Source organism: Pseudomonas sp. OST1909 (assembly GCF_015277575.1).
GTDB lineage: Bacteria > Pseudomonadota > Gammaproteobacteria > Pseudomonadales > Pseudomonadaceae > Aquipseudomonas > Aquipseudomonas synxantha_A.
In genome coordinates this window covers 4,013,051-4,039,909 of sequence record NZ_CP063780.1, presented here as the reverse complement: position 1 = coordinate 4,039,909, position 26,859 = coordinate 4,013,051, and the positions used below count along the sequence as shown (strand labels likewise).

At 59.7% G+C, this 26,859-nt stretch carries 23 protein-coding genes; 9 read left to right on the top strand and 14 right to left on the bottom strand.

Annotation, left to right across the window (positions count from 1 at the left end; genetic code table 11):
• Positions 1-115: 115 nt before the first annotated feature.
• The 9 genes from aceA to IH404_RS17370 all read right to left on the bottom strand — a co-directional run bounded on the left by aceA (position 116) and on the right by IH404_RS17370 (position 10,743).
• On the bottom strand, positions 116-1,441 hold the full coding sequence (gene aceA / locus IH404_RS17410) for an isocitrate lyase (RefSeq protein WP_005789113.1): 1,326 nt from the start codon (positions 1,439-1,441) through the stop codon (positions 116-118).
• A 494-nt stretch (positions 1,442-1,935) separates the two neighbouring features.
• Positions 1,936-2,673, bottom strand: a complete 738-nt coding sequence (locus tag IH404_RS17405; protein ID WP_005789111.1) for a secretin N-terminal domain-containing protein — start codon at positions 2,671-2,673, stop codon at positions 1,936-1,938.
• A 228-nt stretch (positions 2,674-2,901) separates the two neighbouring features.
• Complete coding sequence (locus IH404_RS17400) at positions 2,902-3,324, bottom strand: GNAT family N-acetyltransferase (RefSeq protein ID WP_194438590.1); 423 nt, start codon at positions 3,322-3,324, stop codon at positions 2,902-2,904.
• Positions 3,317-4,483 carry a cupin domain-containing protein gene (locus tag IH404_RS17395; RefSeq protein WP_005789108.1) on the bottom strand — a complete coding sequence of 389 codons (1,167 nt, stop codon included), beginning with the start codon at positions 4,481-4,483 and terminating at the stop codon, positions 3,317-3,319. Before IH404_RS17395 ends, IH404_RS17400 begins: the two co-directional genes overlap by 8 nt.
• A gap of 83 nt (positions 4,484-4,566) precedes the next feature.
• Positions 4,567-5,937 carry an adenylosuccinate lyase gene (gene purB, locus IH404_RS17390; protein ID WP_005789106.1) on the bottom strand — a complete coding sequence of 457 codons (1,371 nt, stop codon included), beginning with the start codon at positions 5,935-5,937 and terminating at the stop codon, positions 4,567-4,569.
• 125 nt (positions 5,938-6,062) lie between these two features.
• Positions 6,063-6,686 (bottom strand): high frequency lysogenization protein HflD, encoded by a 624-nt coding sequence (gene hflD, locus IH404_RS17385; RefSeq protein WP_005789104.1) that lies wholly within the window; start codon positions 6,684-6,686, stop codon positions 6,063-6,065.
• Complete coding sequence (mnmA, locus tag IH404_RS17380; protein WP_005789102.1) at positions 6,683-7,807, bottom strand: tRNA 2-thiouridine(34) synthase MnmA; 1,125 nt, start codon at positions 7,805-7,807, stop codon at positions 6,683-6,685. The genes hflD and mnmA overlap by 4 nt, the downstream gene beginning before the upstream one ends.
• A gap of 59 nt (positions 7,808-7,866) precedes the next feature.
• On the bottom strand, positions 7,867-8,313 hold the full coding sequence (locus tag IH404_RS17375; protein WP_194438588.1) for an NUDIX hydrolase: 447 nt from the start codon (positions 8,311-8,313) through the stop codon (positions 7,867-7,869).
• A gap of 204 nt (positions 8,314-8,517) precedes the next feature.
• On the bottom strand, positions 8,518-10,743 hold the full coding sequence (locus IH404_RS17370) for an NADP-dependent isocitrate dehydrogenase (protein WP_005789097.1): 2,226 nt from the start codon (positions 10,741-10,743) through the stop codon (positions 8,518-8,520).
• 493 nt (positions 10,744-11,236) lie between these two features.
• Here IH404_RS17370 and icd point away from each other — a divergent pair, with 493 nt between their 5' ends.
• Positions 11,237-12,493, top strand: a complete 1,257-nt coding sequence (gene icd, locus IH404_RS17365; RefSeq protein ID WP_005789095.1) for an NADP-dependent isocitrate dehydrogenase — start codon at positions 11,237-11,239, stop codon at positions 12,491-12,493.
• A 76-nt stretch (positions 12,494-12,569) separates the two neighbouring features.
• Here the strand turns inward: icd and cspD are convergent, their stop codons facing one another.
• On the bottom strand, positions 12,570-12,842 hold the full coding sequence (gene cspD, locus IH404_RS17360) for a cold shock domain-containing protein CspD (protein ID WP_277953054.1): 273 nt from the start codon (positions 12,840-12,842) through the stop codon (positions 12,570-12,572).
• Positions 12,843-13,060: 218 nt separating this feature from the next.
• On the opposite strand from cspD, the gene clpS reads away from it, so the two are divergent.
• Together clpS and clpA are read left to right on the top strand one after the other, a co-directional pair.
• Positions 13,061-13,429, top strand: coding sequence for an ATP-dependent Clp protease adapter ClpS (gene clpS / locus IH404_RS17355; RefSeq protein ID WP_005789091.1), 369 nt, complete (start codon positions 13,061-13,063; stop codon positions 13,427-13,429).
• Between the two features lie 29 nt (positions 13,430-13,458).
• Positions 13,459-15,729 carry an ATP-dependent Clp protease ATP-binding subunit ClpA gene (gene clpA, locus IH404_RS17350; RefSeq protein ID WP_005789088.1) on the top strand — a complete coding sequence of 757 codons (2,271 nt, stop codon included), beginning with the start codon at positions 13,459-13,461 and terminating at the stop codon, positions 15,727-15,729.
• 234 nt (positions 15,730-15,963) lie between these two features.
• On the opposite strand, the gene infA is transcribed toward clpA, so the two are convergent.
• The 3 genes from infA to aat all read right to left on the bottom strand — a co-directional run bounded on the left by infA (position 15,964) and on the right by aat (position 17,727).
• Complete coding sequence (infA, locus tag IH404_RS17345; RefSeq protein WP_002553999.1) at positions 15,964-16,182, bottom strand: translation initiation factor IF-1; 219 nt, start codon at positions 16,180-16,182, stop codon at positions 15,964-15,966.
• Between the two features lie 100 nt (positions 16,183-16,282).
• The gene (locus IH404_RS17340; protein WP_005789087.1) at positions 16,283-16,990 is read right to left on the bottom strand and encodes an arginyltransferase; all 708 of its coding nucleotides are present in this window, start codon (positions 16,988-16,990) and stop codon (positions 16,283-16,285) included.
• A gap of 56 nt (positions 16,991-17,046) precedes the next feature.
• The gene (gene aat / locus IH404_RS17335; protein WP_005789086.1) at positions 17,047-17,727 is read right to left on the bottom strand and encodes a leucyl/phenylalanyl-tRNA--protein transferase; all 681 of its coding nucleotides are present in this window, start codon (positions 17,725-17,727) and stop codon (positions 17,047-17,049) included.
• 499 nt (positions 17,728-18,226) lie between these two features.
• Here aat and IH404_RS17330 point away from each other — a divergent pair, with 499 nt between their 5' ends.
• The 6 genes from IH404_RS17330 to cysG are packed head-to-tail and all read left to right on the top strand — an operon-like array spanning position 18,227 to position 25,730.
• Positions 18,227-20,635 carry a DNA translocase FtsK gene (locus IH404_RS17330; protein WP_005789085.1) on the top strand — a complete coding sequence of 803 codons (2,409 nt, stop codon included), beginning with the start codon at positions 18,227-18,229 and terminating at the stop codon, positions 20,633-20,635.
• Between the two features lie 56 nt (positions 20,636-20,691).
• Entirely contained in the window at positions 20,692-21,315 is a 624-nt protein-coding gene (gene lolA, locus IH404_RS17325) for an outer membrane lipoprotein chaperone LolA (RefSeq protein ID WP_003174700.1), read from the top strand.
• Positions 21,316-21,342: 27 nt separating this feature from the next.
• Positions 21,343-22,665: a replication-associated recombination protein A gene (locus IH404_RS17320; RefSeq protein WP_194438585.1), complete on the top strand. Its 1,323-nt coding sequence runs from the start codon at positions 21,343-21,345 to the stop codon at positions 22,663-22,665.
• Positions 22,665-23,039, top strand: coding sequence for a fluoride efflux transporter CrcB (crcB, locus tag IH404_RS17315; RefSeq protein WP_194438583.1), 375 nt, complete (start codon positions 22,665-22,667; stop codon positions 23,037-23,039). The genes IH404_RS17320 and crcB overlap by 1 nt, the downstream gene beginning before the upstream one ends.
• Before the next feature lie 15 nt (positions 23,040-23,054).
• The gene (gene serS, locus IH404_RS17310) at positions 23,055-24,335 is read left to right on the top strand and encodes a serine--tRNA ligase (protein WP_005789081.1); all 1,281 of its coding nucleotides are present in this window, start codon (positions 23,055-23,057) and stop codon (positions 24,333-24,335) included.
• Positions 24,336-25,730: a siroheme synthase CysG gene (cysG, locus tag IH404_RS17305; protein ID WP_005789079.1), complete on the top strand. Its 1,395-nt coding sequence runs from the start codon at positions 24,336-24,338 to the stop codon at positions 25,728-25,730. It abuts the gene before it with no gap.
• A 114-nt stretch (positions 25,731-25,844) separates the two neighbouring features.
• On the opposite strand, the gene IH404_RS17300 is transcribed toward cysG, so the two are convergent.
• On the bottom strand, positions 25,845-26,840 hold the full coding sequence (locus IH404_RS17300; RefSeq protein WP_194438581.1) for a glutathione S-transferase family protein: 996 nt from the start codon (positions 26,838-26,840) through the stop codon (positions 25,845-25,847).
• Between the last annotated feature and the right edge of the window lie 19 nt (positions 26,841-26,859).

Below are 26,859 nucleotides of genomic sequence, written 5' to 3'. Positions count from 1 at the left end.
TATGTCAGTCAGATTTTTTCAGGCAAAAAAACGCCCCGAACCAGTCGGGGCGTGATTGTTGTGCGGCACTGCGGTTAGGTCTTCCCTGGGGCCGCAGTGGCCGTGTACGCGTTACTTAGTGGAACTGCTCTTCTTCGGTCGAACCGGTCAGCGCGGTCACGGACGAGGTGCCGCCCTGGATCACGGTCGTCATGTCGTCGAAGTAGCCGGTACCCACTTCCTGCTGGTGCGCCACGAAGGTGTAGCCTTTGGCGGCGTCAGCGAATTCCTGCTCCTGCAGCTTCACGTAGGCAGTCATGTCGTTGCGGGCGTAGTCATGCGCCAGGTTGAACATGCTGTGCCACATGTTGTGAATGCCGGCCAGGGTGATGAACTGGTGCTTGTAGCCCATGGCCGACAGCTCGCGCTGGAACTTGGCGATAGTCGCGTCGTCCAGGTTCTTCTTCCAGTTGAAGGAAGGCGAGCAGTTGTAGGACAGCAGTTGGTCTGGGTATTCCTTCTTGATCGCTTCGGCGAAACGACGGGCTTCGTCCAGGTCCGGCTTGGCGGTTTCGCACCAGATCAGGTCGGCGTAGGGGGCATAGGCCAGGCCGCGGGCAATCGCCTGGTCGAGACCGGCGCGTACTTTATAGAAGCCTTCCTGAGTACGTTCGCCGGTGACGAACGGCTGGTCGTACGGGTCGCAGTCCGAGGTCAGCAAGTCTGCCGCGTTGGCGTCGGTACGGGCCAGGATGATGGTCGGAGTACCGGCAACGTCAGCGGCCAGGCGGGCGGCGGTCAGCTTCTGCACAGCTTCCTGGGTCGGCACCAATACCTTGCCACCCATGTGGCCGCATTTCTTCACCGAAGCCAGCTGGTCTTCGAAGTGCACGCCGGCAGCGCCTGCCTCGATCATGCTCTTCATCAACTCGTAGGCGTTGAGTACGCCACCGAAACCGGCTTCGGCGTCAGCCACGATTGGCGCGAAGTAGTCGATGTAGCCTTCGTCACCCGGGTTCTTGCCGGCTTTCCACTGGATCTGGTCGGCACGACGGAACGAGTTGTTGATGCGCTTGACCACGGTTGGAACCGAGTCCACCGGGTACAGCGACTGGTCGGGGTACATGGATTCAGCGGAGTTGTTGTCCGCTGCCACTTGCCAGCCGGACAGGTAGATCGCCTGGATGCCGGCTTTTACCTGTTGGACTGCCTGGCCGCCAGTGAGGGCACCCATGCAGTTGACGAAATCTTTGTCGGGACGGAAGGACGGCTTGGCACCTTGGGTGACCAGCTTCCACAGCTTCTCGGCGCCGAGTTTTGCAAAGGTGTGCTCAGGTTGGACCGAGCCACGCAGGCGGACGACGTCAGCAGCGGAATAAGCGCGGGTCACGCCTTTCCAGCGTGGGTTTTCAGCCCAATCTTTTTCAAGGGCTGCAATTTGCTGTTCGCGTGTCAGTGCCATGGGGAAAAACCTCGTCGCATAGGTCTAGGTGGAAAATTCCATTTGCCAGCCACGTAGAAAGTGCGTGGTGATGGCTGCTCGCTGACCAGAAGCTTGGGTGTTCAAGTCAAGTTCGGCGGGGTAGGCGACGGGATGAACGATTGCCTCAAGGCGGAGTTGAGCAGGTAAGGGCAAACTGCAAACGGTCTTCGGGCGTCGTGGGCCTTTGTACGATTCATCAGTGCGTAGCCGGGTTACCTGGTTAGCTTCCGTCCCTCGGGACAACTTCGTTCCAGTCGCAACCTCGTCCAACGTGCCTTGTGGGCGGTACAGACACGAATCGGCTCAGGTGGGTAACTTGGAGCGGCGATCCGAAGGCCCTTGCCAGGGCCCCTGATTAGCGGGAGCGAGGCCATCATGCCCATGCTTTTTTGGATCGTCAAATGTTTTGTAGTGCTTTTTTCAAGGCACTACATCTTTGGTCTAATACGACTCGCCAGTCAGTTTTTGGTGCTTCAGTTCAGGGTGTCGACCTTGACCCGCACCGTCAGGTCATCGCGGCCCTGAGTAGAGTAGTTGCGGGTTGTAGAAGATTTGTCGGCCTGGGTTTCGCCATTGATGCCAGCCAGGGTAATCCATTCGCCCAAGCGCCCGCTGACGGTTGTGTCGGTGCTTTGCACGTTCACTACATCAGGACGTTCCTGGCTCATACGGTCACGGTTGGTACTGATAGCCAGGTGTACGGTCTCGCCGGTGACGCTGGCTGTGACGTAAAAGCCCTGGGTGACGTTGCGATACTGGGTCTGGTTCTGCAGGCGGCCATAACCATCCTGGTGCGTGGTGGTCAGCGGAACGCTCTGGCCGATCTGAATAAGCGCCGGCACGCCTTCGCTGGCCTGGATCTGCTGGATGCCGCCATCGCGGCTGACGGTGCCATAGCTGATGATGCGGGTCTGGCTGTCGCCGCTGTTCTGCTGGTTGGTTTCGTTGGTGTCGACGGTGATCAGCAGGCGCTTGGCCGGCGTGTCCAGTTGGGAGAGCAGGGTACGCAAGCCCTCGATCTTCGCAGGGTCGGCGTTAACGATAAGCTGGTTGCCGTAGGCGCTGACGGTGCCGTCCTTGCCGATGAAGTTCTGCGCCACGGGCAGCAGGTCGGCGCTGGTGCGGTTGCTCAGGTTGACGACCTCGGTGGCAGCCATGGCCGAAACACTGGCGGTCAGGAGCAGGGCGGTGAGCAAGGTGCGTAGGGACATGTCCGTTATCTCTGCGAGTCATTTGGCTTGATAGTGCCAGTTTGTCGGCCTGAAGGGTCGCAAGTTGAATCGTAGACGGCAAAATGCCCTGGCATGGCAGGGCATTTGCGGTGTTGCTGAAATCGCTATCGCAGGCAAGCCAGCTCCCACACTTGACCGAGTACAACCTTTGGAATGCGGTCAGTGTGGGAGCTGGCTTGCCTGCGATGCAGGCGACGCGGACTCGGGTCAGCCCTCGCGCTCCATGTCCACATGCGGAATCCCGACTTCAAGAAACTCATCACTGATAATCTTGAAACCCAACCGCTCATAAAACGCCGCCGCATACACCTGCGCACTGAGAAACTGCCGGGTCTGGCCGCGCTTTTCAGCCACCCCAATCACCGCTTCCATCAGCTTGTCGCCCACCTTCAGCCCGCGCCAGTCCTTGAGCACCGACACGCGACCAATCTCGCCGCTGGGCAGCAGGCGTGCGGTACCAATCGGAAAGTCGCCTTCGAATGCGAGGAAATGCATGGCGCCAGCGTCGTCCGCATCCCACTCGAGCTCGGCTGGAACCGATTGCTCGGCGATAAATACCGCTTCACGAATGCGCCGAATCTCGTCGATATCCTTTCGCCAGTCCGCGACACTTACGTGAATCTTATTCATCCGCGAACCCCAGGCTGCCTTGCTTGACCAGTTCGCACAGCAGGTCGCGGCCGTCTTCGTCGGCCAGCCATACGCTGAGGTTTTCGCTGTGCAGTGCGTCGGCCGAGCACACCAGCTTCAGCAGTTCACGCAGCTTGCCGGGCAGGTAACGGCTCTGGCCACTGGCAAACAGCAATACATCGTCGTCGACTTCAGACCAGGCCAGGCGCGCGCTTGGGTTGCGTACCAGAATCGCGCCATCTTGCAGGCTGTTGATGAAGTCTTCTTCGCCCAGTTCTTCACCAGCGACCAGTTCCGGGTAGCGCGGCTCGGTCATGAACTGGCCGAACCAGGTCAGCAACATGCGCTCGTCGCTCATGTGCTCAGCCAGCAGACCCTTGAGGCGGTCCAGAGCGTCGACCTGAATCTGGTGTGGGTCGCTGACCGGCTGGGCGTCGGCGTCGGTGTAGCGCTCTTCGTCAGTCAGGTACTGGCTGAGGAAGTCGGTGAAGTGGGTCAGCACTTCGGCGGCGCTCGGGGCGCGGAAACCCACCGAGTAGGTCATGCAATCGTCTTCGGCAATGCCGAAGTGCGCCAGGCGCGGTGGCAGGTAGAGCATGTCGCCTGGCTCCAGCACCCATTCGGCGCTTTCTTCGAATTCGGCGAGGATGCGCAGGTCAGCGTGTTGCAGCAGCGGGCTTTCGGAGCTGCACATCTGGCCGATCTTCCAGTTGCGCTTGCCCTGGGCTTGCAGCAGGAACACATCGTAGTTATCGAAGTGCGGACCGACGCTGCCGCCGGGCGCGGCGAAGCTGATCATCACATCGTCGATACGCCAGCTTGGCAGGAAACGGAAGTGCTCCAGCAGTTCGGCGACTTCCGGCACGAACTGGTCGACCGCTTGCACCAGCAGGGTCCACTCACGCTCTGGCAGGGCGCTGAAGGCATCTTCGGCGAATGGGCCGCGACGCAGTTCCCACGGGCGCTCGCCGTGTTCGATCACCAGGCGCGATTCGACTTCTTCTTCCAGGGCCAGGCCTGCCAGTTCGTCGGCGTCGATCGGGCTTTCGAAGTCAGGGATGGCCTGACGGATCAGCAGGGGTTTCTTCTGCCAGTAGTCGCGCAGGAATTCCCGTGCCGTGATGCCGCCCAGAAGTTGAAGAGGGATATCAGGATTCATGTGTAACCTATTGAAAAAAAGCACTTTTAAGACTGGAATAAAAACGCCCGGCGCGGCCGGGCGTCTCAAGGGTCTTGCGGTAATCAGATGCGCTTGGCTTGCTCTACAGCGTTGCCGATGTAGTTGGCCGGGGTGAGCAGTTTCAGCTCGGCCTTGGCGGCAGCTGGCATGTCCAGGCCGTCGATGAAAGTCTGCAGCGCTTCAGAGGTGATCCCCTTGCCGCGTGTCAGTTCTTTGAGTTTTTCGTACGGGTTTTCGATGTTGTAGCGACGCATCACGGTCTGGATCGGCTCGGCCAGGACTTCCCAGCAGGCATCCAGGTCAGCGGCGATTTTCTGCTCGTTGAGCTCAAGCTTGCTGATACCTTTGAGGCTGGCTTCGTACGCGATCACGCTGTGGGCAAAGCCGACACCGAGGTTGCGCAGTACGGTGGAGTCGGTCAGGTCGCGCTGCCAGCGAGAGATCGGCAACTTGCTGGCCAGGTGCTGGAACAGCGCGTTGGCGATGCCGAGGTTGCCTTCGGAGTTCTCGAAGTCGATCGGGTTGACCTTGTGCGGCATGGTCGACGAGCCGATTTCACCGGCAATGGTGCGCTGCTTGAAGTAGCCCAGGGAGATGTAGCCCCAGATATCGCGATCGAAGTCGATCAGGATGGTGTTGAAGCGCGCAATCGCGTCGAACAGCTCGGCAATGTAGTCGTGGGGTTCGATCTGCGTGGTGTAAGGGTTGAAGCCCAGACCCAGCTCGTCTTCGATGAAGGCGCGGGCGTTGGCTTCCCAGTCGATCTCGGGGTAGGCCGACAGGTGGGCGTTGTAGTTGCCCACGGCGCCGTTGATCTTGCCCAGCAATGGCACGGCGGCCACTTGAGCGATCTGGCGCTCCAGGCGGTACACCACGTTGGCCAGTTCTTTGCCCAGGGTGGTCGGCGAAGCCGGCTGGCCGTGGGTGCGCGAGAGCATCGGCACATCAGCGAAACGGATCGCCAGTTCACGGATCGCGTTGGCGGTCTGGCGCATCAGCGGCAGCATCACGTCATCACGGCCTTCACGCAGCATCAGGGCGTGGGACAGGTTGTTGATGTCCTCGCTGGTGCAGGCAAAGTGGATGAATTCGCTGACCTGGGCCAGTTCCGGCAGCTTGGCCGCTTGCTCTTTGAGCAGGTACTCGATGGCTTTGACGTCGTGGTTGGTGGTGCGCTCGATCTCTTTCACACGCTCGGCGTGCTCCAGGGAGAAGTTTTCCGCCAGGGTGTTCAATACAGCGTTGGCCTCGGCGGAAAACGCCGGCACTTCGCCGATGGCAGGGTGAGCGGCCAGGCGCTGGAGCCAGCGCACTTCAACCAGTACACGCGCACGGATCAAACCGTATTCGCTGAAAATAGGGCGCAGGGCCTGGGTTTTGCCGGCGTAGCGGCCGTCAACAGGGGAAACCGCAGTGAGCGAAGAGAGCTGCATGGGGTGTTCTCGGACAGTCGGGCAACGAAATGGGGCGCGTATCATACATGAAAAAATCCGCCGGTCCGTTGCCAACTGACCGGCGTATTACGCGTAACGGCTTGAAAATGGCCTGCTGATGCGACTTATTCGTTGCGCATCAACGGGTAAAGCTCTTTGAGCAATTTGCGTCGGCTGATCACCAGTTGCCAGCGATGTCCGCCCAACTGCCGCCACAACCGCGCCGAACGAATGCCGGCCAGGAGCAGCGCGCGGATCTTCGAGGCGTTATTGGGTTGCTGCAGGTTGCGCATGTCGCCGTGGACCTGGATCCGTTGGCGCAAGGTGCTCAAGGTGTCCTGGTAAAGCGCCCCACAGGCCGCGATTACGTTTTCGTGGGCCGGGCCGAAGTGCTCAACCTGAGACTGGATTTGCGGCAGGCGCTTGCCGATGGTTTCCAGCAGGTCGTCGCGCTTGGCTAGCTGCCGTTCCAGGCCGAGCATCGACAGGGCGTAGCGCAACGGCTCGCGCTGCAGGGTGCTTGGGTCGCGTTCGAGGGCGCCGATCAGGGCGCGATAACCTTCGCGCAGGCTCAGGTCGTCGCCGCCGTACACGTCCAGGGTATCCTTCGGATCAACCACTAGCAGGCTGCCGAGCATGCACGTCAGGCCGGCCTCGGTGACCTGGCCGGTCTTGGCGATCTTGTCCACCAGTACGGCGGCCAGGAATACCCCGCCAAGCGCCGTCAATTGCTCCTGGGTCGGGCTCATGCCGGATGGCTCCAGGCTTGCGCAACTTCAATCACGCCGCCGCCCAGGCAGATTTCGCCGTCGTAGAACACCACGGATTGGCCTGGGGTGACCGCGCGTTGCGGGTCATCGAAGGTCGCGCGGTAACCTGTGGCGGTTTTTTCCAGGGTGCACGGCTGGTCGCTCTGGCGATAGCGCACCTTGGCGGTCAGGCGGCGTGGCGTGCTCAGGTCGATCGGGTTGACCCAGTAGATCTCGGAAGCGAGCAGGGCGCCGGAGAACAGCAATGGATGTTCGTTGCCCTGGCCGACCACCAGCACGTTGTTTTCCAGATCCTTGACCAGCACGTACCAAGGCTCTTCACCGGCGTCTTTCAGGCCGCCGATGCCCAGGCCCTGGCGCTGGCCAATGGTGTGGTACATCAGGCCATGGTGACGGCCGATCACTTCGCCGTCAGTGGTCTTGATCTCGCCCGGCTGTGCCGGCAGGTACTGCTTGAGGAAATCGCTGAAGCGGCGCTCGCCGATAAAGCAGATCCCGGTGGAGTCTTTCTTCTTGGCGGTGGCCAGGCCGTGTTGCTCGGCGATCCTGCGCACTTCGGGCTTTTCCAGCTCGCCGACCGGGAACAGGGTCTTGGCGATCTGTTCGCCGCCGACGGCGTGCAGGAAGTAGCTCTGGTCCTTGTTCGGGTCCAGGCCCTTGAGCAATTCGGTGCGGCCATCGATATCGCGACGGCGCACGTAGTGGCCCGTGGCAATCAGGTCGGCGCCAAGCATCATGGCGTAGTCGAGGAACGCCTTGAACTTGATCTCGCGGTTGCACAGGATATCCGGGTTCGGCGTGCGGCCGGCCTTGTATTCGGCCAGGAAGTGCTCGAACACGTTGTCCCAGTACTCGGCGGCGAAGTTGGCAGTGTGCAGCTTGATTCCGATCTTGTCGCACACGGCCTGGGCGTCCGCCAGGTCGTCCATGGCGGTGCAGTATTCGGTTCCATCGTCTTCTTCCCAGTTCTTCATGAACAGGCCTTCCACCTCATAACCCTGCTCCATGAGCAGAACGGCGGAAACGGAAGAATCCACGCCGCCGGACATACCGACGATGACGCGCTTCTTTTGTGTGTCAGAAGGGGCTGGATCACGCATAGGGTTTCAACGGGTGTCTTGAAAAAGGACGCGATTCTATCAGGCCCGAGCCGCTAAGGCTAAAGAGAAGGGCGGATCAATTCGAGACTGTGCCGGTGGCCGGCCAGATAATCATCGATACAGCGGATGATCAGCTCGCTGCGCCAGTCATCGCGCACGGTCATCAGCTCGTTACGGGTCAGCCAGCGGGCGCGCAGGATGCCTTCGTCGAGTTGATAATCCGGGTGATGTTTCAGCGCCTTGGCGATAAAGCATACGCGCTGATAGGTCACGCCATTGCTCGGTGCGGTGTACAGGTAAATGCCGACGATGCCAGTGGGCTCGACATCCCAGCCGGTTTCTTCGAGGGTTTCGCGCACGGCCGCTTCGGTCAGGGTTTCGTTCGGGTCCAGATGGCCGGCGGGCTGGTTGAGCACGGCGCGGCCGCCCTTGAGTTCTTCAACCATCAGGAAGCGGCCGTTGTCTTCGACGATGGTGGCGACGGTGATATGGGGAAGCCAGGTCATTGCAAGCCTCGGTATCGGGAAGGTGACTCGGTCAATGTGGGAGCTGGCTTGCCTGCGATGGCGGTGGGTAAGCTGCACCTGTATGAACTGACAGGCTGTAATCGCAGGCAAGCCAGCTCCCACACTTGATTGGGTTTCTTCAATGAAGTCCCTGCAAACAGAAACCCCGGCACTGGGCCGGGGCTTCTTTGCATCCTTACAACCTTACTTCAACTTGGCAATCGCCGCATTGAGGGTGTTGCTTGGGCGCATGGCCTTGCTGGTCAACTCGGGGTTCGGTGCGTAGTAGCCGCCGATGTCCACGGGCTTGCCCTGTACGGCGTTGAGCTCGGCAACGATGGTTGCTTCGTTCTCGGCCAGGGTTTTTGCCAGTTCGCCGAACTGCGCTTGCAGTGCAGCGTCTTCGGTTTGGGCAGCCAGGGCCTGGGCCCAGTACAGCGCCAGGTAGAAGTGGCTGCCGCGGTTGTCGATGTTGCCGACTTTACGCGATGGCGACTTGTTGTTGTCCAGGAACTGGCCGGTAGCCTGGTCCAGGGTCTTGGACAGTACCAAGGCTTTGGGGTTGTTGTAGGTCACACCCAGGTGCTCAAGGGAAGCGGCCAGGGCCAGGAACTCGCCCAGGGAGTCCCAACGCAGGAAGTTTTCTTCCAGCAGCTGCTGAACGTGCTTGGGCGCCGAACCGCCAGCGCCGGTTTCGAACAGGCCGCCGCCGTTCATCAGCGGCACGATCGACAGCATCTTGGCGCTGGTGCCCAGTTCCATGATCGGGAACAGGTCGGTCAGGTAGTCGCGCAGCACGTTACCGGTCACCGAAATGGTGTCCAGGCCTTTGCGGGTGCGCTCCAGGGTGAACTTCATCGCATCGACCGGGGCCATGATGCGGATGTCCAGGCCTTCGGTGTTGTGGTCTTTCAGGTACGCCTGAACTTTCTCGACCACTACGCCATCGTGAGCGCGCTTGGGGTCCAGCCAGAAAATGGCCGGGGTGTTGCTGGCGCGGGCACGGTTGACGGCGAGCTTGACCCAGTCCTGGATCGGCGCGTCTTTGGTCTGGCACATGCGGAAGATATCGCCGGCCTCGACTTTCTGTTCCATCAGCAGGTTGCCCTGGCTGTCGGTGACGCGAACAACGCCGTCAGCCTTGATCTGGAAGGTCTTGTCGTGGGAACCGTACTCTTCGGCTTTCTTGGCCATCAGGCCAACGTTTGGCACGCTGCCCATGGTGGTCGGGTCGAAGGCGCCATTGGCCTTGCAGTCTTCGATGACTGCCTGGTAAATAGTGGCGTAGCAGCGATCCGGGATCACAGCCTTGGTGTCGTGCAGCTGGCCGTCGGTGCCCCACATCTTGCCGGAGTCACGGATCATGGCTGGCATCGAGGCGTCGACGATCACGTCGCTCGGCACGTGCAGGTTGGTGATGCCTTTGTCGGAGTTGACCATCGCCAGGGCAGGACGAGCGGCGTAGACGGCCTGGATGTCGGCTTCGATCTGCGCTTGCTGGTCGGCCGGCAGGGCCTTGATGCGGGCATACAGGTCGCCGATGCCGTTGTTCAGGTTGAAGCCGATCTGCTCAAGCACGGTAGCGTGCTTGGCCAGGGCATCTTTATAGAACTCGGCAACGATCTGGCCGAACATGATCGGGTCGGAGACCTTCATCATGGTGGCTTTAAGGTGGACCGACAGCAGCACGCCTTGCTTCTTGGCGTCTTCGATTTCAGCGGCGATGAAGCTGCGCAGCGCTTTCTTGCTCAACACGGCGGTGTCGATGATCTCGCCGGCCTGGACGCTGGTCTTTTCTTTCAGGACGGTGGTGGTGCCGTCCTGAGCAACCAGCGCAATTTTGACAGCATCGGCGGCTTCGATCTGTACGGCTTTTTCGCTGCCGTAGAAGTCACCATTGCTCATGTGGGCAATGTGCGACTTGGAGTCGGCAGCCCAGGCGCCCATCTTGTGAGGGTGCTTGCGTGCGTAGTTCTTGACCGACAGCGGCGCGCGGCGGTCGGAGTTGCCTTCGCGCAGTACCGGGTTCACGGCGCTGCCCTTGACCTTGTCGTAACGTGCACGGGTTTCTTTTTCCGCGTCGGTGGTTACGGTTTCCGGGTAGTCCGGCAGGGCGTAGCCCTGGGCCTGCAGTTCCTTGATCGCGGCTTGCAGCTGCGGGGTCGAGGCACTGATGTTAGGCAGCTTGATGATGTTGGCTTCAGGGGTTACGGCCAGGTCGCCCAGTTCGGCGAGGTGGTCCGGGATAGCCTTGGTGCCCAGTTGCTCGGGGAAGCTTGCGAGGATGCGCCCTGCGAGGGAGATGTCGCGGGTTTCAACGGCAATATCAGCGGAAGCGGTGAAGGCCTCTACGATAGGCAACAGTGAATAGGTGGCGAGGGCTGGAGCTTCGTCGGTGAAGGTGTAGATGATCTTCGAGCGGGTGGGCATATTCGGATTAACTCTCTTCTTTGCTGAAAGCGTGCGCAGAAACTCGAGATGCGCCGGGTGGAGCGCGTTCGTTCAAAGTCATCCATGAGCGAAATGTCGAGGTTTCTTCGCGGTGATGTTGGGTTGCATCAGTCGAGCGTCAAGCGTTTGGACTATTGTAATAGTCCTGCTTTCTGGCTGAAGGCTACTGTCTAGAGCGGTCAACCGTCGTGACTCTTTGGTCAGCGGCGGCATTATACATAGGTCGCTATGCTTACGCAGAGCCTTCATACAAAAGGTGTGTCGTCCATTGGTCTAAAGGTCGCAGGTGCTGCGTTACGCCTAAAGTCGCACGTTGTGCTCAAGATTGGCACTTTTCCCTTTGCTTTCGGGCTTGTAGGCGACAATTTATGCTGTTTTCGATGCAAATGAGCATGGCGCGAGGTTTCGGTCGCCATTTATCTGGAGTAGGCTCGAATGCAGCCAGATGTTCAATCCATAGATGGAGTTCAGCATGGGATACAAGAAGATTCAGGTTCCGGCAGTCGGCGACAAAATCACCGTCAATGCAGACCATTCTCTCAATGTTCCTGACCAACCGATCATCCCCTATATCGAAGGTGACGGTATTGGCGTCGACATCAGCCCGGTGATGATCAAGGTAGTCGACGCAGCTGTTGAAAAGGCTTACGGCGGCAAGCGCAAAATCTCGTGGATGGAGGTGTATGCCGGCGAAAAGGCGACCCAGGTCTACGACCAGGACACCTGGTTGCCCCAGGAAACCCTGGACGCGGTCAAGGATTACGTGGTGTCCATCAAGGGCCCGCTGACCACGCCGGTCGGCGGTGGTATTCGCTCGCTGAACGTGGCCCTGCGTCAGCAACTCGACCTGTATGTGTGCCTGCGCCCGGTGCGCTGGTTTGAAGGCGTGCCCAGCCCGGTCAAGAAGCCAGGCGATGTGGACATGACCATCTTCCGTGAGAACTCCGAGGATATTTACGCGGGTATCGAGTGGAAAGCCGGTTCGCCTGAGGCGATCAAGGTGATCAAGTTCCTCAAGGAGGAAATGGGCGTTACCAAGATCCGTTTCGACCAGGATTGCGGGATTGGCGTCAAGCCGGTGTCGAAAGAGGGTACCAAGCGCCTGGCGCGCAAGGCCCTGCAGTATGTAGTCGATAACGACCGCGACTCGCTGACCATTGTGCACAAAGGCAACATCATGAAGTTCACCGAAGGTGCCTTCAAGGAATGGGCCTACGAAGTGGCGGCTGAAGAATTCGGCGCGACGCTGCTCGACGGCGGCCCGTGGATGCAGTTCAAGAACCCCAAGACCGGCAAGAATGTAGTGGTCAAGGATGCGATTGCCGATGCCATGCTCCAGCAGATCCTGCTGCGTCCGGCTGAATATGACGTGATCGCCACGCTCAACCTCAATGGCGACTACTTGTCCGATGCCTTGGCGGCGGAGGTTGGTGGTATTGGTATCGCGCCGGGAGCCAACCTGTCGGACACCGTGGCGATGTTCGAAGCCACTCACGGTACTGCGCCCAAGTATGCGGGCAAGGACCAGGTCAACCCGGGCTCATTGATTCTGTCGGCGGAAATGATGCTGCGTCATATGGGCTGGGTCGAGGCGGCTGACTTGATCATCAAGGGCACCAACGGTGCGATTTCGGCCAAGACCGTGACCTATGACTTTGAGCGCCTGATGGATGGCGCTACGTTGGTGTCGTCGTCGGGCTTTGGTGATGCGCTGATCAAACATATGTAAACAGGCAGAAAAAAACCGGCCATTCTGATGGCTCAGAATGGCCGGTTTGGCTTTCAAGACCTTGCTCAGTGGCTGATCAGGCCAGTTGCTTTTTTGGTTTTCGGGCAGGCGCTTCCGTTTTTGCGGGGGGTGTAGGGGTGACGTGCGCATGGATATTCACGGCATGCATGCCCTTGGGGCCCTGAATTAACTCGAAACAGACAGGCTGACCCGCTTTCAGTGTCTTGTAGCCTTCCATCATTATTGCTGAATAATGCGCAAAAAGGTCTTCAGTCTTGCCGTCTTCATTAATGAAGCCGTACCCCTTGGCATTGTTGAACCACTTGACCTTACCACTAGCCATTCCCATATCCCTCTGCACCAGACTCCATCACTGGAGTATCATCCAGTTTATCCGTCCTAACCCGAATAAATAAGGTTGACTGCGCGGACCTTTTTTACCCACTGTGGGCTCTATTGGTTGTAACACCGATTTGCCGATAGTCAAGGCGACCAGTCGGTCAGAGTTGAAATTCTGACAGCTCGCCCCCACCACTGTAATTGAACCACTGACGAACCTTTCTTTCCATGCATGCAAATAGCCAGATTCGACTAACATTCAATCAGGATCGCCCGGATCAGGAACATGACGACGACGGTTCTGCAGGCATTGCTGTTCAGGAGGCCAAGCCTGCTTTACAGGCACCGCCGATGTACAAGGTGGTTTTGTTCAATGATGACTACACACCGATGGATTTCGTCGTCGAAGTGCTCGAGGTGTTTTTTAACCTGAACCGCGAGTTGGCGACCAAGGTAATGCTGGCCGTTCACACAGAAGGACGGGCAGTATGTGGAGTGTTTACCCGCGACATCGCCGAGACAAAGGCCATGCAGGTCAACCAGTACGCCAGGGAAAGCCAGCATCCGCTACTCTGTGAAATCGAGAAGGACGGTTAACGCCGACCACTTGGGTATGAGGTGAAGCTATGTTAAACCGCGAGCTCGAAGTCACCCTCAATCTTGCCTTCAAGGAGGCTCGTTCGAAGCGTCATGAGTTCATGACCGTCGAGCACCTTTTGCTGGCACTTTTGGATAATGAAGCTGCCGCCACCGTTCTGCGTGCGTGCGGCGCCAACCTCGACAAACTCAAGCATGATCTGCAGGAGTTTATCGACTCCACCACGCCACTGATCCCCGTGCATGACGAGGACCGCGAGACCCAGCCAACCCTGGGCTTCCAGCGGGTATTGCAGCGTGCTGTCTTCCACGTACAGAGCTCCGGTAAGCGTGAGGTCACAGGCGCAAACGTGCTGGTGGCAATTTTCAGCGAACAGGAAAGCCAGGCCGTGTTTCTGCTCAAGCAGCAGAGCGTTGCCCGTATTGATGTCGTCAATTACATCGCCCACGGTATCTCCAAGGTGCCTGGGCACGGCGATCATTCCGAGGGTGAGCAGGATATGCAGGACGACGAGGGCGGTGAGTCTTCTTCTTCAAGCAACCCGCTGGATGCCTATGCCAGCAATCTCAATGAGATGGCGCGACAGGGGCGGATCGATCCGCTGGTCGGGCGTGAGAGCGAGGTCGAGCGTGTAGCGCAGATCCTCGCGCGGCGTCGCAAGAACAACCCGTTGCTGGTGGGTGAGGCGGGCGTGGGTAAAACCGCGATTGCCGAAGGCCTGGCCAAGCGCATTGTCGACAACCAGGTGCCGGACCTGCTGGCCAACAGCGTCGTCTACTCCCTTGACCTGGGCGCATTGCTCGCCGGGACCAAGTACCGTGGCGATTTCGAGAAGCGCTTCAAGGCGCTGCTCGGCGAGCTGAAAAAACGCCCGCAGGCGATCCTGTTCATCGACGAGATCCACACCATCATTGGTGCCGGTGCGGCCTCCGGTGGGGTGATGGACGCCTCCAACCTGCTCAAGCCATTGCTGTCTTCGGGTGATATCCGCTGCATCGGCTCCACCACCTTCCAGGAGTTTCGCGGCATTTTCGAAAAAGACCGTGCCCTGGCGCGTCGCTTCCAGAAAGTCGACGTGTCCGAGCCTTCGGTTGAAGACACCATTGGCATCCTGCGCGGGCTCAAGGGGCGTTTTGAAGCGCACCACGGCATCGAGTACACCGATGAGGCCCTGCGTGCGGCGGCCGAGCTGGCGTCGCGCTACATCAATGACCGGCACATGCCGGACAAGGCCATCGACGTGATCGACGAGGCGGGCGCTTACCAGCGGCTACAGCCGGTCGAGAAGCGTGTGAAACGTATCGATGTGCCTCAGGTCGAGGACATCGTGGCGAAAATCGCGCGGATTCCGCCAAAACACGTCACCAGTTCCGACAAGGAGCTGCTGCGTAACCTGGAGCGCGACCTCAAGCTCACTGTGTTCGGTCAGGATGCGGCGATCGACTCGCTGTCCACTGCGATCAAGTTGTCCCGTGCGGGCCTCAAGTCGCCGGACAAGCCGGTCGGTTCGTTCCTGTTCGCAGGGCCTACCGGTGTCGGCAAGACCGAGGCGGCGCGGCAGTTGGCCAAGGCCATGGGTATCGAGCTGGTCCGTTTCGACATGTCCGAGTACATGGAGCGTCACACCGTGTCGCGCCTGATCGGTGCGCCGCCCGGCTATGTCGGTTTCGACCAGGGCGGCTTGTTGACCGAGGCGATCACCAAGCAGCCGCATTGCGTACTGCTGCTCGATGAGATCGAGAAGGCTCACCCGGAAGTCTTCAACCTGCTGTTGCAGGTCATGGACCACGGGACGCTGACCGATAACAACGGGCGCAAGGCGGACTTCCGTAATGTGATCGTGATCATGACCACCAACGCCGGTGCTGAAACTGCTGCGCGAGCGTCTATCGGCTTCACGCATCAGGATCACTCTTCCGATGCAATGGAAGTGATCAAGAAGAGCTTCACGCCGGAGTTCCGCAACCGTCTGGACACCATTATCCAATTTGGTCGCCTCAGCCATGAGGTTATCAAGAGCGTGGTGGACAAGTTCCTCACCGAGCTTCAGGCGCAGTTGGAAGACAAGCGCGTGCAGCTGGATGTGACGGAAGCGGCTCGCAGTTGGATCGCAGAGGGCGGCTACGATGCGGCAATGGGCGCACGCCCAATGGCGCGTCTGATCCAGGACAAGATCAAGCGGCCGCTGGCCGAAGAGATCCTGTTCGGCGAACTCTCCGATCATGGTGGCGTGGTGCATATCGACCTGAAGGACGGCGAGCTGACCTTCGATTTCGAGACCACGGCAGAAATGGCCTGATCGTTCTGCAACAACACAAAAGGCGCCGAAAGGCGCCTTTTTGCTGACTTGAAATGCAATTCTCAGAACAATGGAGATCCAATGTGGGAGGGGGCTTGCCCCCGATAGCGGTGGTTCAGCAACAAATTAGTTGCCTGACACACTGCTATCGGGGGCAAGCCCCCTCCCACAATTTATGTGTATGCCACCCACACAAAAACGCCCGGCATAACCGGGCGTTTTGTATTGACTTGCTTAGCGAGCGCGGTAAGTGATGCGCCCTTTGCTCAAGTCATAGGGCGTCAGCTCGACGCGCACTTTGTCACCGGTAAGAATACGAATGTAGTTCTTGCGCATCTTGCCGGAGATATGCGCGGTTACGACGTGCCCATTTTCCAACTCCACACGAAACATGGTGTTGGGCAGGGTGTCGACGACAGTGCCTTCCATTTCGAAGCTGTCTTCTTTCGACATGCAGTAAAGCCCTCGGTATCCAGTGAATGGCCCGGTGCAACTGCGCCAGGCAAAAGCGGCGTGCATTGTGCCCGAAAAAGAGGGTTCAAGCCAAGGGGTTCTAGTTAAGTGTGACCCATCTTTGATTAATCAGCAGCTCAATGGGCCGATATTGGGTCTTGTAGTTCATCTTTTTGCAGTTCTTGATCCAGTATCCGAGGTACACCGCTTCCAGTTCCAGGCGCAGTGCTTCACCTATTTGCCAGAGGATCGCAAAGCGCCCGAGGCTGCGGCGTTCCTCTTCGGGTTCATAGAAGGTGTACACCGCCGACAGGCCGTTGGGCAGCAGGTCGGTCACCGCCACGGCCAGCAGCCGTCCATCGAGGCGGAACTCGTAGAAACGCGAGAACGGCAGGTCACGTACCAGGAAGGTGGAAAACTGATCACGGCTGGGCGGGAACATGTCGCCATCGGCATGGCGTTGCTCGATGTAGCGCTGGTAAAGATCGAAATACTCTTCGCTGTACTGCGGCTTGACCGCGTTTACCGTCAGGTCGGCATTGCGTTTAAGGATGCGTTTCTGATTGCGATCGGGCAAAAATTGCGCGGCAGGGATGCGCGCCGGCACACACGCGTTGCAATTCTGGCAGTGAGGTCGATACAGATGATCGCCGCTGCGCCGAAACCCCATCTCCGAGAGGTCGGCGTACACGTGCACGTCCATCGGCTGGCTGGGATCGAGGAACAGCGTGGTGGCCTGCTCGTCGGGCAGATAGCTGCAAGAGTGGGCTTGAGTGGCATAGAACTTCAAGCGCGCCAGCTCGGTCATGATCAACCCTCGGGATAAGCTTTGGAATAAGTGTAAGCCAGGTAGGCGAAAGTCGCCTACGAAACCCACGGTCCAGAGCTGGGTTGGTCCAAATGCTTGCGCAGCAAGTCAGCGAAGTCGCTGCGCGGTATGGCGCGGGCGCCCAGGCTGTGCAGGTGGTCATTGGGCATCTGGCAGTCGATCAGCACGAAGCCCCACGCCTGCAATTGACGGGTCAATGTGGCGAAACCGAATTTCGAGGCGTTGTCGGCGCGGCTGAACATGGATTCGCCAAAAAACAGCTGGCCCATCGCCAGGCCATACAGGCCACCTACCAGTTCGCCCTGGTCCCACACTTCCACGGAGTGGGCGTAGCCGCGCTTGTGCAGCGCCAGGTAGGCGTTCTGGATGCCCTCGGTGATCCAGGTGCCGTCCGCGTAGGCGCGCGGTGCAGCGCAGGCCTGGATGACGGCGGCGAAATCCTGGTCGAACGTCACGGTATAACGCTGTTGGCGCAGCAGTTTGCCGAGGCTGCGGGACACATGCAGTTCGTCGGGGAAGATCACCGTGCGTGGGTCGGGTGACCACCAGAGGATGGGTTGGCCTTCTGAAAACCACGGAAAGCAGCCATGGCGATAGGCCTGGATCAGGCGTTCGGCCGACAGGTCGCCACCAGCGGCGAGCAGGCCATTGGGTTCGCGCATGGCCTTGGCCAGGGGCGGGAAAGTCAGGTTGTCGCGTTGTAACCAGGTCAGCATGGCATCCAGGCTTACGGAAGGGGAGGGGAGTGGCAGACAAGGCATCTGCCGCATAAGCGTTGATTATTGTCGACCCGGCGCCAAGGGGCCAGCCCGATTAAGCCGTGAGGCCGGATTAGCATGAGCGGGTGTTTCTGCAACTCTGCGCATAAGGCGCGGTCGTAATCGGGGCTGGCACATGCCAGCCATTTGCCAAGTTTGCCTGGATTGCCAGATACAGCTCATAAGCCTTTGTCAGCAAAGGCAATGCATGCTCAAATTGAACAGGCTTTGACACTTCGATTGCCAAGGCTGCCAGGTGGAGGGCAAGTGTGTGGCATCGCGCACGCAAACCCGTACAATGCGCCCATTGTGGCGTTATCGCCATTTCACCTATCCGTGACCTGGTGTTAAAAGTAGATTCAGCAACATACGTTCATTTTTCAGCTGCTCGGGATAGGGCAGTCATGTGTAGTCATTCAACAGATGGACGCGCTAAAGGCGCAGGAAAAGACCCGTTTTGAAGAAATCCGCCGCAGCACCTAAAGCAGCAGTCGTACCGGCCTGGCGCCAGCACCTGCATTACCGACTCAAGGAAGGCGCACTGATTGCCATCGGTGCGCTGTGCCTGTTCCTGATGATGGCCTTGCTCACCTATGGCAAGGACGATCCGGGCTGGAGCCATAACAGCAAGATCGACGATGTGCAGAATTTCGGTGGGCCGGTCGGGTCCTACAGCGCCGATATCCTGTTCATGATCCTGGGTTATTTCGCGTACATTTTCCCGCTGCTGCTGGCGATCAAGACCTGGCAGATCTTCCGCCAGCGTCACGAGCCGTGGCAGTGGAGCGGCTGGCTGTTCTCCTGGCGCCTGATCGGCCTGGTGTTCCTGGTGCTGTCCGGCGCGGCGCTGGCGCATATTCACTTCCATGCACCCACCGGTCTGCCGGCGGGTGCGGGCGGGGCGCTGGGCGAAAGCCTCGGTGACCTGGCGCGGCGCACGCTGAATATCCAGGGCAGCACCTTGATGTTCATCGCGCTGTTCCTGTTCGGCCTCACGGTGTTCACCGACCTGTCATGGTTCAAGGTGATGGACGTGACCGGCAAGATCACCCTCGACCTGTTCGAATTGTTCCAGGGCGCTGCCAACCGCTGGTGGGCCGCCCGTGTCGAGCGCAAGCAAATGGTTGCCCAACTGCGTGAGGTGGACACCCGCGTCAATGAGGTGGTGGCCCCGAGCACGCCGGATCGGCGCGAGCAGGCCAAGGTCAAGGAACGCTTGATCGAGCGCGAGCAGGCCCTGAGCAAGCACATGTCGGATCGCGAGAAGCAGGTACCGCCAGTGATCGCTCCGGCACCGCCCAAGGCGCCAGAACCCAGCCATCGCGTACAGAAAGAGAAACAGGCCCCGCTGTTTATCGACAGCGCCGTCGAAGGCACCTTGCCGCCGATCTCGATTCTTGACCCGGCAGAAAAGAAACAGCTCAATTATTCCCCCGAATCCCTGGCGGCCGTCGGCCATCTGCTGGAAATCAAGCTCAAGGAGTTCGGCGTCGAAGTGTCGGTGGATTCGATCCATCCCGGCCCTGTGATTACCCGTTACGAAATCCAGCCGGCCGCCGGTGTAAAAGTCAGCCGCATTTCCAACCTGGCCAAAGACTTGGCCCGTTCCCTGGCCGTGACCAGCGTGCGCGTGGTGGAAGTGATCCCGGGCAAGACCACCGTGGGTATCGAGATTCCCAACGAAGACCGCCAGATCGTGCGTTTCTCCGAAGTGCTGTCGACCCCCGAATACGACAATTTCAAATCGCCGGTCACCCTGGCCCTCGGCCATGACATTGGCGGCAAGCCGGTGATCACCGACCTGGCGAAAATGCCTCACCTGCTGGTAGCCGGTACCACCGGTTCCGGTAAGTCGGTGGGTGTGAACGCAATGATCCTGTCGATCCTGTTCAAGTCCGGGCCGGATGACGCCAAGCTGATCATGATCGACCCGAAGATGTTGGAGCTGTCGATCTACGAGGGCATTCCGCACCTGCTCTGCCCGGTGGTTACCGACATGAAGGACGCCGCCAACGCCCTGCGTTGGAGCGTTGCCGAGATGGAGCGCCGCTACAAGCTGATGGCCAAGATGGGCGTACGTAACCTGTCGGGCTTCAACGCCAAGGTCAAGGAAGCCCAGGACGCCGGCGAACCGCTGACCGACCCGCTGTACAAGCGCGAAAACATTCACGATGAGGCACCGCTGCTGACCAAGCTGCCGACCATCGTGGTGGTGGTCGACGAATTCGCTGACATGATGATGATCGTCGGCAAGAAGGTCGAAGAACTGATCGCGCGTATTGCCCAGAAGGCACGTGCCGCCGGGATTCACTTGATCCTCGCGACTCAGCGCCCGTCGGTGGATGTGATCACCGGCCTGATCAAGGCCAACATCCCCACACGCATGGCGTTCCAGGTATCGAGCAAGATCGACTCACGGACCATCATCGACCAGGGTGGCGCCGAGCAACTGCTGGGCCACGGTGACATGCTCTACATGCCGCCGGGCACCAGCCTGCCGATTCGCGTTCACGGTGCCTTTGTGTCCGATGACGAAGTACACCGCGTGGTCGAAGCCTGGAAACTGCGCGGCGCCCCGGAATACAACGACGACATCCTCGCAGGCGTCGAAGAGGCCGGCAGCGGTTTTGACGGTGGCAGCGGCGGTGGCGACGATGATGCCGAAACCGACGCGCTTTACGATGAGGCCGTGGCCTTCGTGCTGGAAAGCCGTCGCGCCTCTATCTCCGCAGTGCAACGCAAATTGAAAATCGGCTACAACCGCGCTGCCCGCATGATCGAAGCCATGGAACACGCCGGCGTCGTCACTGCAATGAACACCAACGGCTCGCGTGAAATCATCGCCCCCGGGCAGATGCGCGACTGACCCCGGTGCCGCGTGGTAACACGCGGCACCGCCCTGACTACTCAATGAGGACTCCCATGCGCTTTATCCGCATGCTGTTGTTGCCGGCACTGGCCCTGACCGCTGTTTCGGCTCACGCTGACCCGGCTTCCGTCGCCAGCCTGAAGAACCTGTTGGACAAATCCCAGACCCTGACCGCGCGCTTCTCCCAACTGACCCTGGATGCCGGTGGCACCCAGTTGCAGGAAACCGCCGGTGAGATGGCCGTGCAGCGCCCTGGGTTGTTCTACTGGCATACCGAAGGCAAGGCTGAGCAGACCATCGTTTCCGATGGTCAGAAGGTCACCCTGTGGGACCCGGACCTGGAACAGGCGACCATCAAGAAGCTCGATCCACGCCTGAACCAGACACCCGCACTGCTGCTGTCGGGTGACGTGTCGAAAATCAACGACAGCTTCGACATCACTTCCAAACAGACCAGCAACGTGATCGAGTTCACCCTCAAGCCAAAATCCAAGGACACGCTGTTTGACACGCTGTCCCTGTCGTTCGGCAACGGCGTGATCAATAACATGCGCCTGGTCGACAGCGTTGGCCAGCGCACCGATATCCTGTTTTCCGGGGTCAAGGCCAACCAGCCGGTGCCCGCATCCAAGTTCAAGTTCGACATCCCCAAGGGTGCCGACGTGATCCAGGAATAATCTGCCGAGAGGTTTCAAGCGCTGCCCATGGATCTGTTTCGAAGTGACCCGATTGCCCAGCCCCTGGCCGCACGCTTGCGTTCGACCAACCTGGATGAGTACGTCGGTCAGGAACACCTGCTCGCTCGCGGCAAGCCCTTGCGCGAAGCCCTGGAGCAGGGCGCGCTGCACTCGATGATTTTCTGGGGGCCGCCGGGCGTGGGCAAGACCACCCTGGCGCGGCTGCTGGCGAAAGTCTCGGATGCGCACTTTGAAACGGTCTCGGCGGTACTCGCCGGGGTCAAGGAAATCCGCCAGGCGGTGGAAGTCGCCAAGCAGCAGGCCGGGCAGTACGGCAAGCGCACCATCCTGTTTGTCGACGAAGTGCATCGCTTCAACAAGTCGCAGCAGGATGCGTTCCTGCCGTATGTTGAAGACGGCACCTTGATCTTCATCGGCGCCACCACTGAAAACCCTTCGTTTGAACTCAACAACGCTTTGTTGTCGCGAGCGCGTGTCTACGTGCTCAAAAGCCTGGACGAGGCGGCGATGCAGAAATTGCTGCAGCGGGCCCTGAATGAAGACAAGGGCCTGGGCAAGCGCCATCTGAGCGTCAGTGACGAAGGCTTCAGGATCCTGCTCACCGCCGCAGACGGCGATGGCAGGCGTTTTCTCAACCTGCTGGAAAACGCCTCGGACCTGGCTGAAGACGGCGGCGAAATTGGCGTCGACCTGCTGCAAAGCCTGCTGGGTGATACGCGCCGGCGCTTCGACAAGGGCGGTGAAGCTTTCTACGACCAGATTTCCGCGCTGCACAAGTCAGTGCGCGGCTCCAACCCTGACGGTGCGCTGTACTGGTTCGCACGCATGATCGACGGCGGTTGCGATCCGTTGTACCTGGCCCGTCGCGTGGTGCGCATGGCCAGCGAAGACATCGGCAATGCCGACCCGCGCGCCCTGAGCCTGTGCCTGGCGGCCTGGGAGGTGCAGGAGCGCCTCGGCAGCCCGGAAGGCGAGTTGGCGGTGGCCCAGGCCATCACCTACCTGGCCTGCGCACCGAAAAGCAACGCGGTGTACATGGGCTTCAAGTCGGCGCTGCGAGCGGCGGCTGAACATGGATCGCTGGAAGTGCCGATGCACTTGCGCAACGCGCCGACCAAACTGATGAAGCAGCTGGGTTACGGTGACGAATATCGCTACGCTCATGACGAACCGGATGCCTATGCAGCCGGCGAAGACTACTTCCCCGATGCGCTGGAACCGTTGCCGCTCTACCAGCCAGTGCCCCGTGGGCTAGAGCTGAAGATCGGCGAAAAGCTCAACCATCTGGCCCAACTCGACCGTCTCAGCCCCCGTCAGCGGAGAAAGTAGTGCTCAAGACGATTCTTGCCGTGTCCGCAGCTGGCATCGCTGGTACATTATTGCGTTTCGCCACCAGCACCTGGGTCAGCGTCCAGTGGCCGAAGCATTTTTATGCGGCGACCCTGGCAGTCAACCTGGTGGGCTGTTTGATTATCGGGCTGTTGTACGGCTGGTTCCTGTTGCGCCCGGAAGTGCCGATTGAAATTCGCGCCGGCTTGATTGTCGGTTTTGTAGGCGGTCTGACGACCTTTTCATCCTTTTCACTGGATACGCTGCGCCTGCTGGAAAGCGGGCAGGCCCTGGTCGCCTTCGGGTACCTGGGCATCAGCGTGTTCGGCGGGCTGCTCGCCACCTGGGCCGGCCTGTCCTTGACCAAACTTTGATAACGAGAGACCGACATGCTCGATTCCAAACTGTTACGTAGCAACCTTCAGGACGTAGCGGACCGCCTGGCATCCCGTGGCTTTGCCTTGGATGTTGCGCGCATCGAAGCGCTGGAAGAACAGCGCAAGACCGTCCAGACCCGCACCGAAGCACTGCAGGCTGAGCGTAATGCGCGTTCCAAATCCATTGGCCAGGCCAAACAGCGCGGCGAAGACATCGCACCGTTGATGGCGGATGTCGAGCGTATGGGCACTGAGCTGTCCAACGGCAAAACCGAGCTGGAAGGCATCCAGACCGAGCTGGACTCGATCCTGCTGGGCATTCCGAACCTGCCCCACGAATCCGTGCCGGTAGGCGAAGACGAAGACGGCAACGTTGAAGTACGCCGCTGGGGTACGCCCAAAGCCTTCGATTTCGAGATCAAGGACCATGTGGCCCTGGGCGAATTGACCGGTGGCCTGGATTTCGAGACCGCGGCAAAAATGTCCGGTGCCCGTTTCGCTTTGCTGCGCGGCCCGATCGCCCGTATGCACCGTGCGCTGGCGCAGTTCATGATCAACCTGCACACCGGTGAGCATGGCTACGAAGAAGCCTACACCCCGTACCTGGTCCAGGCGCCGGCGCTGATGGGTACCAGCCAGTTGCCGAAATTCGAGGAAGACCTGTTCAAGATCACTCGCGACGGCGAAGCCGATCTGTACCTGATCCCGACCGCCGAGGTGTCGCTGACCAATATCGTCGCCGGCGAAATCCTCGATGCCAAGCAACTGCCGTTGAAGCTGGTTGCCCACAGCCCGTGCTTTCGCAGTGAAGCCGGCGCATCGGGTCGCGATACGCGCGGCATGATCCGCCAACACCAGTTCGACAAGGTCGAGATGGTGCAGGTGGTCGAGCCGTCGACCTCCATGGAAGCCCTGGAAGGCCTGACCGCCAACGCCGAACGCGTGCTGCAACTGCTGGAGCTGCCGTACCGCGTACTGGCGCTGTGCACTGGCGACATGGGCTTCAGCGCCGTGAAGACCTACGATTTGGAAGTGTGGGTACCGAGCCAGGACAAATACCGCGAAATATCGTCGTGCTCCAACTGCGGTGATTTCCAGGCCCGTCGTATGCAGGCGCGTTTCCGTAACCCGGAAACCGGCAAGCCGGAGTTGGTGCACACCCTTAACGGTTCGGGCCTGGCCGTAGGCCGTACCCTGGTGGCCGTGCTGGAAAACTACCAGCAGGCTGACGGTTCGATCCGTGTACCTGAGGTGCTCAAGCCGTACATGGGCGGCGTTGAGGTCATCGCCTAAATGGAATTTCTGCCGCTGTTTCATAACCTGCGCGGCAGTCGAGTGTTGGTCGTCGGTGGCGGGGAGATTGCCTTGCGCAAATCCCGGCTGCTGGCCGACGCCGGTGCGTTGCTGCGGGTGGTTGCTCCCCAGATCGAAGACCAGTTGCGTGAACTGGTACTGGGCAGTGGCGGGGAACTGATTTTGCGCGGTTATCAGGAGGCTGACCTGGAGGGTTGCACCCTGATCATCGCGGCAACGGACGACGAGCCGCTGAACGCGCAAGTGTCCAGTGAGGCCAAGCGCCGTTGCGTGCCGGTCAATGTTGTGGATGCGCCGGCCTTGTGCAGCGTGATCTTCCCGGCGATTGTCGACCGTTCGCCGTTGGTGATTGCGGTGTCCAGCGGCGGCGACGCGCCAGTGCTGGCGCGCTTGATCCGCGCCAAGCTGGAAACCTGGATTCCGTCCACCTACGGCCAATTAGCCGGTTTGGCCGCGCGTTTTCGCGCCCAGGTCAAAGGTTTGTACCCGGATGTGCAGCAGCGCCGGGCGTTCTGGGAAGAGGTGTTCCAGGGGCCGATTGCCGACCGTCAACTGGCCGGGCAGGGCGATGAAGCTGAGCGCCTGTTGATCGAAAAGGTCAATGGCGCGCCACCTTATGCACCCGGCGAGGTGTACCTGGTGGGTGCAGGCCCGGGTGACCCGGACTTGCTCACCTTTCGTGCCTTGCGCCTGATGCAGCAGGCCGACGTGGTGCTGTACGACCGTCTGGTTGCGCCGGCGATCCTGGAACTGTGCCGTCGTGATGCCGAGCGGGTTTACGTCGGCAAGCGGCGTGCCGACCACGCTGTGCCCCAGGATCAGATCAACCAGCAACTGGTCGACCTGGCCAAGCAAGGCAAGCGCGTGCTGCGCCTCAAGGGCGGCGATCCGTTCATTTTTGGGCGCGGTGGCGAAGAAATCGAGGAATTGGCGGCCCATGGCATCCCGTTCCAGGTGGTGCCAGGGATCACGGCGGCCAGTGGTTGTGCCGCGTATGCCGGGATTCCGCTGACGCACCGTGACTATGCGCAATCGGTGCGCTTCATCACCGGGCACCTGAAGAACAATACGTCGGATCTGCCCTGGCAGGACCTGGTCGGGCCGTCGCAGACCCTGGTGTTCTACATGGGCCTGATTGGCTTGCCGATCATTTGTGAGCAGTTGATCAAGCACGGGCGCTCGGCGGACACACCGGCGGCTTTGATCCAGCAGGGCACCACTTCCAACCAGCGCGTGTTTACCGGCACCCTGGCGGACTTGCCGCGCATGGTGGCGGAGCATGAAGTACATGCACCGACGCTGGTGATCGTGGGTGAGGTGGTGGTGTTGCGCGAGAAGCTCAAATGGTTTGAAGGGGCTCAGTCTCAGGTCTGAGCCTTAAAAGCATCGGGAGCAAGCCCCCTCCCACATTTTGGTTTGTGAACACAGTCAAAATGTGGGAGGGGGCTTGCTCCCGATGAGGCCATCAAATACAACCGATAATCCAGATCAGCTAAAGACACCTTTACCTGAAAGTCGCGCCCGATCATGGCTGTTGTCAAACTCTTGCAACGGCCCCTTCGGCACAATACCGGTCGGGTTGATCGTGCGATGGCTGGCATAGTAATGCCCCTTGATATGGGCAAAGTCCACCGTCTCGGCCACGCCCGGCCACTGATACATCTCCCTTAGCCAATTCGACAAATTCGCATAATCGGCAATCCGCCGCAGGTTGCACTTGAAGTGGCTGTAATACACCGCGTCAAAGCGAATCAACGTGGTGAACAGCCGCACATCCGCCTCGGTCAGGTACTCTCCGGCCAGATAACGATGCTGGCCCAGGTGTTGTTCCAAATGATCCAGCTCGGCAAACACATCATCAAACGCACGTTCATACGCCTGTTGTGACGTGGCAAAACCTGCGCGGTATACGCCGTTGTTCACGGCCGGGTAGATACGTTCGTTCAGGGCGTCGATGGTCGGCCGCAGCGTGTCGGGATAAAAATCCAGGGTATTGCCGGTCAGCCCGTTGAACGCGCTGTTGAACATGCGGATGATTTCCGCCGATTCATTGCTGACGATGCGCTTGAGTTTTTTGTCCCACAGCACCGGCACGGTGACGCGCCCGGTGTAGTCGGCCGTATCGGCGGTGTAGCGCTGGTGCATGAAGGCCAGATCGTCCAGTTTGTCACCGCTGGAGCCGTGGGCCTTGTCGAAGGTCCAGCCGTTTTCCAGCATCAACCAGCTGACCACTGACACGTCGATCAGGCTTTCCAGACCTTTGAGCTTGCGCAGGATCAGGGTGCGGTGCGCCCAGGGGCAGGCCAGGGACACGTAGAGGTGATAGCGGCCGGCCTCAGCCTTGAAGCCACCTTCGCCACTCGGGCCGGGCGCGCCATCGGCGGTCACCCAGTTGCGACGTTGTGCCTGTTCCCGTTGGAAAGCGCCATCTGCGCTGCTTTCATACCACTGGTCTTTCCACTGTCCTTCAATCAGCAAACCCATGACTGGCTCCTTGGCTGTT